This is a genomic window from Streptomyces sp. NPDC056734 (genome assembly GCF_042790455.1).
Lineage (GTDB): Bacteria > Actinomycetota > Actinomycetes > Streptomycetales > Streptomycetaceae > Streptomyces.
Genome location: NZ_JBHTZD010000019.1, coordinates 166,817 through 179,931, shown reverse-complemented (window position 1 = coordinate 179,931; position 13,115 = coordinate 166,817). Strand labels below are relative to the sequence as shown.

The window sequence follows — 13,115 nt, the reverse complement described above, 5'->3', positions numbered from 1 at the left end:
CCACCGAGGTGCGGGTGGTCAGCGGCAGCTCCAGGGGTACGACCTCGATCGAGTCGGGCAGCGCGGCGAGGGCGGTACGGCAGACCGCGTTCACCGCGGGGTCGGCGGGAGCGGTCCAGTCGACGGGCCAGCCGACCCGGACCCGGCGCCGTACCGGGGAAGGGACGGTGGGGAAGCCCGGGTTGGCCATCGCGAGGACGGTCGCCAGCGCCGTGGCCGCGTCGGGAGTGATGACACCGACATGGTCGAGGGAGGGCGACAGCGGCACACAGCCGTCGCGCGGGAGCAGATCGTACGTCGGCTTGAATCCGACGACTCCGCACAGCGCGGCCGGGATCCGTACCGAACCGCCGGTGTCGCTGCCGAGGGCCGCCGCCACGAAACCGGCGGCGACGGCGACCGCGGAACCGGACGAGGAGCCGCCCGCGATCCGGGTGTCGTCCCGGGGGTTGCGGGTCTCGGGCCGGTGCGGATTGCCGTCCAGGCAGACGGCGAGTTCGGTCATCGCGCACCCGGCCACCAGCCGCGCACCGGCCGACCGCAGCCGGGCCACGACCGCCGCGTCGCGGTCGGCGGGCGGGGGCGTCGCGGCCCGCCCTGCGCGGGTCGGGCGGCCCTGGACGTCGAAGTTCTCCTTGACGCCGACGGTCAGCCCGGACAGCGGACCGTCCGGGGTGAAGTCCGCGTGCCAGTCGGTCCAGGTGAGGGCGCCGAGCCGCTCGGCTGCCGCCGGGTCGACGGCGGCCCTGGCTGCCCCGGGCTCGGCTGGCCCGATCCCGGGCAGTGCGCGCGGTACGGACAGCGCGGGCAGCTCAGGCAGCGTGGGCAGGTCCGAGCGGGGGGCGGCCGGGGCCGAGGGGGTGCGGAGCGGGGAGCGGGGCAGCCCGGCCAGGCCGGTGCGCAGCGCGTCGAGTTCGGCGCGGGCCGCGTCGTCCAGCGGCGGTGGCCAACCGGTCATCGGGGGCTCCTTGTCCTGCGCGGGGGGCTGCTGGTCATCGCTCGCTTCCTGTTCGTGGCCGGGGGCCTGGCCAGGGGGCTCCTGGTCATTGCCCGCGTTCCGTTCGTGGCCGGGGCTGCCAGCCACGGCCCGTGCCCTGATCGTCGCCGGGACTGCCGGTCATCGCCCACGACCTGATCGTCGCCGGAGACATCCACCCACCGCCCGCCTCCTGCCCATCACCGGAGACCCTCCGCACGCAGGGTCGGTCCTCCGCCAGCCCCTGACCCGCGATGGCGTCCTTCCGACCCGCCTGCCGCACAGCCCTCATCGGTTGCCCGCCGTCCAGCGGGTGACCCCGCCCACCACCGTCTCCCGTACGCCGATCTCCGCCAGGCCGTTCGGGTCCACCGTGAGGGGGTCTTGCTCCAGCACCACGAAGTCGGCCAGCCGTCCGGGGGTCAGACTGCCCTTGAGCTGCCACTCCCCCGCGACCGTCGCCGATCCCACCGTCTGGATCCACAGCGCCTCCGCGGCCGTGATCCGCTGGCTCCCGCCGAGCACCACCTGGTCGGGAGAAGTGCGGGTGACCATGTCGCGCAGGGCGATCAGCGGTTCGTAGGGGGCGGCGCCGTGGTCGGAGGCCCCGGCGACCGGGATCGCGTGGTCCAGCAGCGTCCGGTGCGGGAACATCCGGTGCAGCCGTTCGGGCCCGTACCACTGGAGCAGTTTGGTGCCATGGGCGGTGAGATACGAGCCGAAGGGGACCGCGGCCAGCCCGGCGGCCTTGATCCGGGCCGCCAGGCCGGGGCCGAGGACCGTGCAGTGCTCGACGCGGTGGGCGAGCCCGGGGCGCGGGCGGGCCGCCTGGACGGACTCCACGATGTCGAGGAGCACCCCGATCGCCCGGTCACCGTTGGCGTGGACGGCCATCACGCTCCCGGCCCGGTGGACCCGCTCGAAGAGCGCGTACAGCTCGGCGGTCGGGGTCACCTGCTCGCCGTGATCGGGCGGGTCGGAATCGCTGAAGGGCTGCTCCAGCAGACAGGAGTGTCCGGCGACCGCCCCGTCGACGAACGCCTTGAACCCGCCGACGCGCAGCCAGGAGTCACCGAAGCCGCTGCCGACGCCGAGCGCGAGGAAGCCGTCCGCGTGGCTGGCGTCGATGAGGGTGTTCACCCGGACCGTCAGCTTTCCCCGGCGTCGGGCCTCCTGATAGCGGCCGAGCTGCCCCGGGGAGACCAGGGCGTCGCCGACCGAGGTGATGCCCGCCGCGTGGTACCGCGCGGTGAGCCGCTCGACACCCGTGATCCAGCCGTCCGTCGACGGTTTGTCCACGATCGCCTCGTCGCTCCACAGCAGCCGGAACAGCTCCGGTCCGTGCACCCGGCCGTCGGGCACCCGCTCCGGGTCGAGCCCCGCGAGCCGCAGGGCCGGGGAGTTCAGTACGGCGCTGTGGTCGGAGACATGTGTCACCAGAACCGGTGCGCCCCCGCCCAGAGAGTCCAGGGAGTCCAGGTCGGCCCGGGTGAGCGCGCCCGGCGGGGTGCGGGTCTCGTCGTAGCGGTGGGCGCGGACCCACTGCCCGGGAGCCGCTGCCCCGATCCGGGCCGCCAGCGCGGCCAGTACCACCGCCCGGTCGCCGAACTCCGGTGCTCCCAGATCGAGATGGTCGAGTCCATCGGCCAGATCGCCGAGGTGCTGGTGGGCGTCGTTGAAGCCGGGGACGATCACTCCGGGTGCGTGATCGATGTGTTCGGCCCCGGGGAAGCGCGACCGCAGCTCCGCTGTCGTGCCGGTGGCGACGATCCACTCGCCGAGGAACGCCAGCGCGGTGACGTCCCGGCCACTCCCGGCCGTACCGGGGGCCCCGGCCATGGTGTGGACGCGGCGGGCACTGACGATCCGTACGGGCTCCGCCGGCCCTGCGGAAACCGGTGGATGGGGCGGCGTGGTCGGCGCGTTCACGCGGGGCCGATCCAAGCCATCAGCGGGGTGCAGTTCTTGTTGTTCGTCGGCCAGTTGTCCACGGAGCAGGAGGTGAGGACGACCACGGCCGGGCGCAGCATCCGCAGGGTGACCGAATCGCCGGCCTTGGACGCGGCGGTCAGTACGTTCAGGGTGCCGTCCGGTTCCGGGGCCGAGTTCTGGAAGAAGTTCACCGGATCGGGCACCACCGGCAAAGTGACCCCGGCCGAGGCCGCCGCCGCCGCGAGGAAGTTGTCATGGCAGTTCGGATGGCCGAAGAGCCCATCGCTCTCGTACAGCCAGCGGTTGCACGGCGGGAAGAGCATGTCGTGCCTGCCGGGCGAGTCGTCGGCCGCGAACTCGACCATCGGCCCGCCGAACTGATCGGTGAACGACTCCCCCACCCGGGGGAACATCCGCTCCAGCCGGTCCCTGGTGTGGCTGGTGGACAGCCAGCGGCCGTGGTCCTCGGCGTCGATCACCCACAGATCACCGACCTGATGCCCTTCCACATCGGTGATCTTCACGAGTTCGCCCCGGGCGACGGTGAACGCGCGCCCCTGCTGCGCCGGGACCTCCACCGATCGTGCGGTCTCTTTCATCGCTGCTTCCCTGCTCTCTTCGTCTGTGTCGGGACTTGTTGATCGAACCGGCCGGAGCGGCGGCCCTCGGGCTTGGCGGGCCGGCTGTCAGCCGGAGGTCAGCAGATGGTGGGCCACTCCGTCCCGGTCGAGATCCACCAGCACCCCGCGCAGGATGCCGTCGGAGTACTCGCTGCCCGGGTTGACCGCGAGGGTGCGGCCCAGCCGTACATAGCCCCGGCTCTCCAGCGCCCTGCCGTGCAGTGACAGGACCGGCTGGTACCGCTCGACGATCTCGCGTACGGCGGTGCTGCCCGACGGTGCCACGATCTCCTGGCCCGCCTCCGTCCTCGGCCGCAGCTCCTCGTCCAGGACCACGGTGGCGTCGAGTTCGGAGTCGTACGGCGGGCAGTGGGTGTGCAGGACGAGCTGGGCGCCGGAGCGGTCCACTGTGTCCAGCGCGGTGGCCAGCCGTTGCGCCAGCTCGTCCTCCGGCAGATCCCGCTCACACTGCCATGGCGTCGCGTTGGAGTAGCCGACGCCGACCAGCACCCTGCGCTCGTCCAGCTCCACCGACCGGCCCTCGGTGAGCAGGGCCGCCGGGGAGGCGTCGATGAGCGTGTCCAGGGTCGTGGGATCGTCGTTGCCGCAGCAGACGAGCAGCCGTACCCGGCCCTCCGGCAGCCGGTCGGCGGCCAGTTCCAGCCAGCGCCGCAGCCGGTCCGTGGCAAGCCGGTGGAACACGGCGTCGACGGCGGCCGGGTCGTCGTCCAGCGCGGCCAGTTCGTCCTGGTCGGTGCGGAAGGTGTACACGCCGATGTCCGCCGCCCGCTTCTCGAACCGGGCGACCTCCTTATCGGTCCGCAGCTCGGCCGTGGTCCCGTCGAGCACCGCCCGCCACACTCCCGCCCGGTGGCGTACGACCGGCGCCATCCGGGTGCCGGTGAGGTTGCCGCCGAGAACCAGTACCTGTGCGTCGTAGGCCGAGGCCGCGCTCAGGAACTTGGTGAAGCAGCGGTCCGCGGCGCGCAGATCGGTCGCGAAGTAGAGCCTGGTGCCTGTCATGCCGGTCTCGCCGGTCTTGTCGGTCTTGCTGGTCTCGCCGGTGTCGTCGGTATCGGGGGTGGGTTCATTCTCCGGTCAGCTCCTTGAACGCGGCGTCGAAGGGCAGGCCCCTGGCCAGGTGGATGCGCCGGGCCACGCCGAAGATGACGAGGCCGACCACCCAGAACCCGGCGAAGAAGAGCAGGCCCGTGGTGCCGTTGGCGTCGAACGCGTCATTGGTGAGGAACGCGTACACCATCGCGGCGAGCATCAGCGAGGACGCCACTCCGGCGATCACGATGAGCGGGATGCCGAGCACCCGGATGTCGGCGGCGGAGCCCCGGAACAGCCGGGGCCGCAGGTAGGGGAAGGCGATGGCGGCCACCGAGACCGTCAGGAAGGTGGCGATGAAACCGAGGGTGGCTCCCGCCAGGAAGGTCACATCGCCGTCGAAGGTGTAGTACACCAGCGCCAGCACGGAACAGACCGCGAACAGGACCAGCGCGTTGACCGGTGTACGGCGGCGGGTGCTCACCGACGCCAGGCTCTGCGGCACGATCCGGTCGAACGACCAGGCCGAGAAGCAGCGGCTCATGGTGGCCGTCCCGAAGATCAGATTCCCGGTGATGAGACAGAGGAAGGAGACATTGACGACCGTGGAGAACAGCCATCCGGGGTGGGTGAGGACCGCCAGATAGGAGAAGTCGGGGGTCGACTCCAGCGGATAGCGCTCGGGCGCCACCGAGGCGAGATAGTTCGCCGCGGCGAGGAAGTCGGTGCTCCAGACCCGGGTGGCGATCAGCGCCATGACGAGGATGACCGCGCCGCCGATGAGCGCCGACCCGTAGACGGCCTTGGGCACGGTCCGCCGTACGTCCTGGACCTCGCCGGTGGTGTACGTGGAGCACATCACGAACATCGTGGCCAGACTGATCAGTGCGACGGCCTGCACGGTGGGCGCGAACCCCTGCGGGCGGGACTCGAATCCGGCCTGCCGGGCGGATTCGATGATGCCGGTGTACGACGCCTGCTGATCGACCGAGGCCACGAAGGTGTCATGGCCGGCGAACGCCAGCACCGCCAGGGTGATCAGCAGCAGCACCGACCCGGCGTAGAAGGCGCCCTTCATCAGACGCATGGCGAACCGGGTGCCGATGATCACCGGGACCGTGGTGAGAGTGATGAGGGCCACGCCGACGAGCAGGACGACCCCCTTGTGGGACATCGCGTCGACCCCCGCCGACCAGCCCAGCGAGGCGAAGAAGCCGGAGAGGTAGACGGTCGCGAACTGGTTCACCAGCAGGCCGCCGAAGAGGATGTTCCACCCGATGAAGCTGAAGTTCGCGGCGAAGCCGATCGATGGATGGAAGACCCGGGAGACATAGAGGTACTCGCCGCCCGAACGTGGCAGCGCGAGTGCGAACAGGACATAGACCGTGGCCAGCGCCAGTGCGGGCAGCATGGCCAGCAGGACGGCCAGTGGCAGATTGGCGCCGGGGAAGGTGAAGGGCACCACGACGAGCGTGGCGACGGCGGCCACGAAGTTCACGAGCAGGATGTTCCCGATGACGGCGTCGGCACCGGAGATCTGCCGCACCACCCCCGTGGAACGCCGGACGAAACCCTGGTGGGTGCCTCGGACTCCGGGCGCGGTGGCCCAGCGGGACGGGACGGTGTCCGACACGGCCCGGTCCGACGTGGCTCGATCACGCCTTGCGGCGGTTCTCTCGCTAGTCATGAGCGCAGACGCTAGATTGCTCAACGATCCATGTCAATGGAATCGGAAAACTGGCTAGAGGGGCAGACAAACCGCCCGACAAGGCCGCCTGTCCTCGCGACGGCGCTACCTTGTTTGTTGAACCACATCACTCATACGATGCCCCGGTGACCAATCATGTGGCGGACAGGGCAGACAGTACGAGCGGGCCGGGCGCGGCAGCCGACGGTGAGGGGATCGCGTCCGCCGAGCGGGTGGCGGCGAGAATCCGGGAACTGATCCTGGAAGGGGAGCTGGCGCCGGGGCACCGGCTGCGCGAGGTGCAGCTCGCGGCGCTGTTCGCCATCTCGCGCAACACCCTGCGCGAAGGGCTGCGCCTGCTGGTCACCGAGGGGCTGGTGCACCAGGAACTGCATCGCGGCGCGGTGGTCGCGTCCATCGACGCCGCGCGGGTACGGGACATCTACCGGGTCCGCCGGCTGATCGAACCGCAGGCCATCGCCGCGAGCGCCCTGCGGGACGACGCCCGGCTGGAGGCCCTGGAGGCCGCCGTCAGGGCCGTCGAGCTGGCCGCCGCGCAGAAGCGCTGGCGGGATGTGGGCACCGCGAGTCTGCGCTTCCACCAGGCGCTCGTGTCCCTGCTGGACAGCCCGCTGGTCGACGATTTCTTCGGCCGGCTCGGCGCGTTGCTACGGCTGTCGTGGGGGGCGGTCGGCGACGAGGTCGAGTTCGAGCGGCCGTGGCCCCAGCGGGACCGTGAGCTGTACGAGCTGATCCGGCGCGGCCGGATCGACCACGCCCAGGGTGTGCTCGCCGGCTACCTCGACGACTCGGAGCGCCTGGTCCTCGCCGTGCTGAGGGGCGCCCGGGGACCGTCCGACTGACCCGCCCCTCGGCCGGGCCGGGCGCCCGCCTACCGGTGCTGCGGCCAGTGCGGCAGCGCCATTCCGTGCAACCCCTTGTAGGCGGCACGCCGGGGCGGGGCCCAGCCGGAGAGCACCCCGGGATCCGGGCGGTGGACCTCGACCCCGATGGGATGGCAGGTGTCCAGCGGATCGCGGGCGTCCGGCCCCCACATCGGCACGGACAGATCGCCGCCGGGGCAGGTGGACAGCGCGCAGAGCAGATCCGTCTCCGCGAAGAACTCGAAGTGGTCGCCGGGCCGCGCCGGGCACGGGCTCATGAAGTAGCGGTCCTCCTCATTGAGCCCGGTGCACTGGAACACATTGAGCACATCGTGGACGTCGAACTCGGTCAGTCCGTACGGCAGCACCGCCCGCACCAGGTTCGAATGACAGTGGAAGTCGAAGTCCGTACCGCTGAGCATCCGGCTCACATAGGGATCGCACCGGGTGCCGAGCAGATCGTGCACCCGGCCGCCGTTCCCGTCGCGTCCGTAGTCGGCGAGTGTGTCATCCGTGATGGTCAGCAAGGGGCGGAGGAACGGCAGGTTCGACCACAGCCGGTCGAAGGTGGTCACATGCGCCCGCTGGAGCTGCCGGGTCCGCGCGGCCCACAGCCGCTCCCGGGGGTCGTTGGCGTTCCACACGTTCAGATCGCCGACCTGTGGTCCGTCCACCGTGACCAGCCTGCACAGATGCCCGGCGGGCACCTTCCAGGCACGACCCGAGCGGATCGGGATCTCGAAGGAGTCGACCAGCTCCCGGTCGGCGCCGGCCACCTTCCGGTAGAACTCCCGGTCCACGTCCAGGGCACCGCCATCATTCGCCCGGTATGCCGCCTCTGCGCCCATTGCTTCCCTCTCCACATCCGATGGACCGACCAGCCTCGACTCACCGTAGTCATTTTTGTTCCACAATCCAAGGCCGTGTCCCACTGGGATCCGTCCGGCGTGCGGAATGTGGTCGCATCGGCGGGTAGTTGATGTGGCCTGCCTCCGTGCGGTTGTCCCGCAAAACCTCCTGGACCGTGCGCCTAGGCGCCCAGCGGGTTGAGCTGGTCCGCCCGGCCCTCGAACGCGTACAGCATCAGGTCTGTCATCGCGAACAGGTCCTGGGCGTCGCGCTCGGCGACCGGGCTGAGGAAGGGGCGCCAGGACGGGTCGCGGACGATGGAGTGCCGGCTGCCCTCGATGGCGCGGTGGAACACCTCGGCGACGATCCGCCCGCCGACGCCGGTCAGCCGTCCGCCGCCGTACACCTCGGCCTCGCGCAGGATGTAGAACCACAGCGGGCAGTGCTCGGCCAGCCGCAGGCGCAGATCTTCGCCCAGGTGCGCCCCCGCGCCGTTCTCGAAGTCCGCCGGGAGCAGGGGCTTCACCCCGAAGAGGCGGGCCATCTGCTGGCCGGTGGCCAGGCTCATCATGTGGGCGCGGGTGAGGTTGCGGAACGCCAGGTTCAGCTCGACGGCGTCGACGGGCGGGCCGCCCCGGCCGCCGAACGAACCGAGCGGCAGATCGGCCAGCGCGTTGACCATCAGGGTGTCGATCCGCTTGGCGACATTGAACCGGGCCGCCTCCACGACCAGGTCGTCCCGGCCCACCTCGGAGAAGTCGAACAACCGGCGGAAGTCGGCGATCCAGTTGCTGGGCAGCCGCTCGAAGGTGCCGGACTCGGGGTCGGTGAGGTCCGACGGGAGCGGGGAGAGATTGCCGCTGGTGCCGCTGAAGCGGAACAGCAGGGCGAGGGTCCCGCCGCCGTTGTCGAAGAGCCGGTTCCAGTGGTAGCGGCCGCGCACCATGCTGTGGCCCAGCCGGTAGGCCGCCACGGAGAACTCGACCGGCATAGTCGGCCGGTCCTGCTCGGCCGGGCGTGGCTCGAAGAAGCGGCGGCCCCGGGCGAAGACCTCCTGGACCACGCCCGGATCGACGATCCTCGGCAGGAAGTCGTGCACCAGCATCCACTGGTAGTGCTTCACGACCGTCTCGCGCGCCGTCTCGAAGAGGACCGCGCTGGACACGCCCTTGCCCACCAGATCGGCCACGACCCGGTTGTGGAAGCGGATGAACGCGCAGTGGAGCTGGGCGACCGCCAGATTCTCGTCGTTGCGCGGGTCCGGGATCAGCGGGCGGCGGCGCTCGGAGACCAGCGAACCGGTGCCCACCCGGGGCAGGTCGAACCCGGCCAGCGACAGCGCCGCCGCCGGGTCCTCGCCGGGCACACCCTGGGTGGTGCCGGTCCTCAGCCGGAAGCCGTCGTCGGCGTAGTACCGGCGGTCGAAGCGGTCGTCGGGGCCCAGGCCGTAGAGGCTGTCGAGGTCGAGTGCGGGTGAGCGGCCCTGGAGCAGCTGACGGACCGTGATCTCGTCCTCCAGCCGGACCGCCGTGGCGTCCAGCGTCAGATCGTGGTCCACGAACTGGCCGAGGTAGGTGAACCCGGCCGGGACCGGCGGGTCGTCGGCGTCGGGCTGTCGGCGGGCCGCGGTCATGGCGGCAGCGAGTTCCGCGCGGGCGGCGCGGTCGAGGAGCGCCGTCTCCTGCGCCCGCGGGCCGAGCCGGGAGAACCGGAAGCGGCGCAGCGCGGCTGCGGTGGTCGCCGGGGTGGCCCGGGCCAAAGTGCCGTCCCCGGGGTCGGCGAGGACGCCCTCGCCGACGACGTAGAAGCGGCGGCCCCGGGCGAAGACCTCCTGGACCAGCAATAGGTCAGCAGTGACCGCTAAGACGGCAGGTTGCGGGTCACGCGAGTGCGGGTGCCCGGTCCGCCCTATCGGGTGATGGCCGGGCGGATCGGGCCTCCGGTGGCCGGAGGCGGTCCTACCTTCCTGCGTAGCGCGGCGGCGTTGGTGTCGCCGGGGCAGATGGGCGGATGGGGGAAGCGAAGTGGGGTTACGACATCGCAGGAAAGAGGCGTGGCGGGGTTCCGTGCCGAATGACGGCGGCGGACTTGTCCTGGACCTGTGCGCGGAGCTGATCGACGGATATGCGCGGCGTCAGGGGCCGATGCCGGTCGTGCTGCTCCACGCGGCCCAGGAGGACCCGCTGGGGCGGCACGACGACTGGGTCAAGGAGATCGTCGACCTGGTGTACAAGGCGCAAAAACCCAGGTGGCTGCTGTGCCGCAGCGTTGATCCTCCGCCCGGGAGCGGCGCGCTGTCCGGCCAGGCGCCCGGTGCCGCGCCGGACGCGGACGAGGGTGGGTACTACGCGGCTACGGCGCTGGTGCAGGATGTGGCCGGCGGGCTGTGGGAGAACAGCGGCCGGTCCCAGTACCGTCCGTACCGGCTGCCGTGTTCGCAGTTGCTGGCCTCGCTCGACCGGGCGCTCGACGATGTGGCCGGCCGCGGTGACGGGACACCGGACCCGCGGGCGGTGGTGACCCGGCTCGGAGAGCTGCGCCGGCCGGCCGGTGCCCGGCGAAGGTCCGGTGGTTTCCGGCAGGCGCTGGGGCCGGTGCTGAGCCCGGCGACGGCGCTGGGCTCGGCGGCGGTGGCCTGTGTGGGTGTGCTGGCCGCCAGGCTGGGCTCCTGGTATCTGGTGGGGGCGATGCTGGTGGCCTTGCTGCTGTGGGGAGCCGGCGGCTGGGTCCGGCACTGGGCGGCCCCGGCGCGGCTGGGCCCTGGCTGCCGCTGGTTCGCCACCACGACGTTCCCGGTGTCCCCGAGCACCGAGGCACCGGTCTGGTCGCTGTGGCATCCACGGCTGTCCCGCGCCACGCTGGAGGAACGGGCCGTCGAGGTGGTGCGTCAGTTGCTGACCGCCGCCAGGCCCGTCGATGCCGGCGAGACCGCGGCGCAGGCCGCCGAGCGGGAGGTGGCCCGTCAGTTCTGCCTCCAGCTGCGGACCCTGGCGCTGCTGGAGGATCTGCGGGAGAGCCACCGCCCGGCCTGGGACCTGCGGCACCGCAAACGCACCGTTCCCCCGCTGCTGCTGATTCCCCGGGCCACCCGGGCCAATGGCGCGCTGCCGCTGCTGCGGGCGATCAGTGATGTGCGCAGCCGCCGCAGCGAGCAGGACCCCTTGCTGGTGGTCGCCGGCATCGCGCACACGGATCTGGCCGGGCTGAGCGAGCGCACCCAACTGCCGCTGCCGGCGCTGGGTGCCCACGGCCGTGACGTCGGTGAGTTGTACGAGGCCTGGGTGGAGCGCAGTCTGCGGACCGGCCAGTCGCCGAGCATGAACGCCGCTCTGCCCTGGATCCTGCCGGTGGCCCTGAGCGATGAACTCCTCCATCCCTACGACGGCTACGCCTCGCCCGAGAGCCACCGGCGCAAGACCTTCCGCGTGCCGCGCAGTGCCTGGCTGCTGTGGTCGCGCTGGACCCTGCTGGCGGCCTGTGCCCTCACCACGGTCGGCGCCGCGGCCCACTACCAGCATCTGACCGGGAAGTACTGCGGCGGCTGGCAGGCCGTGTGGAACCACGACCTGGAACTGATCGGCGACGAGTGCGTCGGTGTCGCCAGCAACGCCCCCTTGCCGGTCGGCGACGACCCGGTCCTCAGTGTGGGCGGTGAAAGCCGGATCGGCCTGGAGGGGCTCCAGGAGAAGATCAGTGAGGCGAACGGCAGTCTCGATCCGGGCAAGGACCACATCACCTTGGTCTTCGCCGGCGCACTGACCACCAAGGCACAGGAAACCGGCGAAGCGGTCGACGTCCTGCGGCAACTGGCCGGGGTGTATCTGGCACAGCACCACATCAACAGCTTCGCGGAGTCGAACAGTGCCCTCAAGGTGCGGATCCTGATCGCCAACGGCGGCCAGGGCATGAGACACCAGGAGGCCATGGCGGCCAAGATCGTCGGCCTCGCGCGCCGGGATCCGTCCGTCGTCGGCGTGGTCGGCATGGGCATCCACACGCCCGGCAGCGCCCCGGCCGTCAGGGAGTTCCAGAAAGCCGGTCTGGCCGTGGTCGGCACCACCAATTCGGCCACCGCTCTCGCCGAGCAGTTCGGCAACTACGTGGGCATGGCCGCCACCGACCGCGAGCAGGCGTCAGCCCTGGTCAAGCTCCTCGGCGCGGCGCAGGGGCGCAGCTCGATCGTCCTGGCCCCCGCGGGCAGCGGCAAGAGCGGTGACTCCTACGGCGCCGACCAGGCGCAGTACGCCCGGGAGGAACTGGAGCGGGCCGACTTCACCTCGCACCCGCGGATCGACTATCCGGTCGACGGCACCAGCCCCGAACTCGTCGACGCCATCAAGGCCGTCTGCGACCAGCAGGCCGACATCGTCTACCTGGCGGGCCGGGCAAGTCACCTCAAGCCCTTGATGCAGGGGCTTGCCCAGAATTCCAGCTGCCAGGGCCACACCATCACCGTCCTGTCCGGGGACGACATGACCAAGAAGCAGTTCGCGAACGACTCCTTCGACTTCCCGGTCGGCGCCCGGCTGCTCTACGCCTCCCTGACGTACGAGGAGACACTCAAGACCTCCGATCTGTACCGCTTCGCGCAACGCGCCTTCGGATCCGCCCAGGAGCCCACCTACCAGGACCCCCTCTTCGTCGACGGCTTCCTCGCCCTGTCCTACGACGCCGCGACCGCCCTCCACCGCGCCGCGGACAAGGCCAAGGTCCCCGAGAACGGCGGCGCCCCCGCTGTCCTGGCCGCCCTGCGCTCGGTCGACTTCCGCAGCGCCGCCACCGGCGACATCACCTTCCGCCACTCCGACGCCTCCGACCCGAACCTGCGCGGACACGGCATCGGCCTCTACGAGATCACCCAACCCACCGAGGGAGCCGGCTTCGACATCACCCTCGTCTGCGGCCGTCCCGCGGGCGAAACCCGGGGCCAGGAGGAGTGGGGCTGCTAGGGGTTTGCGTCCAGGCAGCGTTCCCCCTGTTGTGGTGTGCCGCGCCGCTCGGGCCGTGGTCCTGGGCGGGCCTTCGTCGGTGGCCCGGGCGGCGCCCTCGACGACTGGTCGGGGGCGCCGCCCGGCAGGGGCGACGTACGGTTCGGGGCCGGACCCGGCCCTTCG

At 71.3% G+C, this 13,115-nt stretch carries 9 protein-coding genes; 2 read left to right on the top strand and 7 right to left on the bottom strand.

Features of this window, described 5'->3' with window-relative positions; translation table 11 throughout:
* From ACFRFC_RS28045 to ACFRFC_RS28025, 5 genes are all read right to left on the bottom strand, one after another.
* Nucleotides 1–958: amidase family protein (locus ACFRFC_RS28045; protein ID WP_383112661.1), on the bottom strand; the 958-nt coding region annotated here is incomplete at its 3' end.
* 306 nt (nucleotides 959–1,264) lie between these two features.
* Nucleotides 1,265–2,815, bottom strand: a complete 1,551-nt coding sequence (locus ACFRFC_RS28040; RefSeq protein WP_382693217.1) for an amidohydrolase — start codon at nucleotides 2,813–2,815, stop codon at nucleotides 1,265–1,267.
* A gap of 86 nt (nucleotides 2,816–2,901) precedes the next feature.
* Nucleotides 2,902–3,507, bottom strand: coding sequence for a DUF1989 domain-containing protein (locus ACFRFC_RS28035; protein ID WP_382693215.1), 606 nt, complete (start codon nucleotides 3,505–3,507; stop codon nucleotides 2,902–2,904).
* Nucleotides 3,508–3,594: 87 nt separating this feature from the next.
* Nucleotides 3,595–4,551: a hypothetical protein gene (locus ACFRFC_RS28030; RefSeq protein WP_382693213.1), complete on the bottom strand. Its 957-nt coding sequence runs from the start codon at nucleotides 4,549–4,551 to the stop codon at nucleotides 3,595–3,597.
* Nucleotides 4,552–4,615: 64 nt separating this feature from the next.
* Nucleotides 4,616–6,268, bottom strand: a complete 1,653-nt coding sequence (locus ACFRFC_RS28025; protein WP_382693210.1) for an APC family permease — start codon at nucleotides 6,266–6,268, stop codon at nucleotides 4,616–4,618.
* 146 nt (nucleotides 6,269–6,414) lie between these two features.
* Here ACFRFC_RS28025 and ACFRFC_RS28020 point away from each other — a divergent pair, with 146 nt between their 5' ends.
* On the top strand, nucleotides 6,415–7,131 hold the full coding sequence (locus tag ACFRFC_RS28020) for a GntR family transcriptional regulator (protein WP_382693209.1): 717 nt from the start codon (nucleotides 6,415–6,417) through the stop codon (nucleotides 7,129–7,131).
* A 29-nt stretch (nucleotides 7,132–7,160) separates the two neighbouring features.
* Here ACFRFC_RS28020 and ACFRFC_RS28015 read toward each other — a convergent pair whose 3' ends face one another.
* Nucleotides 7,161–8,000 (bottom strand): urea carboxylase-associated family protein, encoded by an 840-nt coding sequence (locus tag ACFRFC_RS28015; protein WP_382693208.1) that lies wholly within the window; start codon nucleotides 7,998–8,000, stop codon nucleotides 7,161–7,163.
* A 182-nt stretch (nucleotides 8,001–8,182) separates the two neighbouring features.
* A complete protein-coding gene (locus tag ACFRFC_RS28010) occupies nucleotides 8,183–9,844 on the bottom strand; it encodes a heme peroxidase family protein (RefSeq protein ID WP_382693206.1) in 1,662 nt (553 codons plus the stop codon).
* 223 nt (nucleotides 9,845–10,067) lie between these two features.
* On the opposite strand from ACFRFC_RS28010, the gene ACFRFC_RS28005 reads away from it, so the two are divergent.
* The gene (locus ACFRFC_RS28005) at nucleotides 10,068–12,950 is read left to right on the top strand and encodes a hypothetical protein (protein WP_382693203.1); all 2,883 of its coding nucleotides are present in this window, start codon (nucleotides 10,068–10,070) and stop codon (nucleotides 12,948–12,950) included.
* Nucleotides 12,951–13,115: the final 165 nt, after the last annotated feature.

Coding starts and splice junctions, on each gene's coding strand:
- ACFRFC_RS28040 (WP_382693217.1), bottom strand. CDS start 2,815: ATGGCCGGGGCCCCCGGTACGGCCGGGAGTGGCCGGGACGTCACCGCG.
- ACFRFC_RS28035 (WP_382693215.1), bottom strand. CDS start 3,507: ATGAAAGAGACCGCACGATCGGTGGAGGTCCCGGCGCAGCAGGGGCGC.
- ACFRFC_RS28030 (WP_382693213.1), bottom strand. CDS start 4,551: ATGACAGGCACCAGGCTCTACTTCGCGACCGATCTGCGCGCCGCGGAC.
- ACFRFC_RS28025 (WP_382693210.1), bottom strand. CDS start 6,268: ATGACTAGCGAGAGAACCGCCGCAAGGCGTGATCGAGCCACGTCGGAC.
- ACFRFC_RS28015 (WP_382693208.1), bottom strand. CDS start 8,000: ATGGGCGCAGAGGCGGCATACCGGGCGAATGATGGCGGTGCCCTGGAC.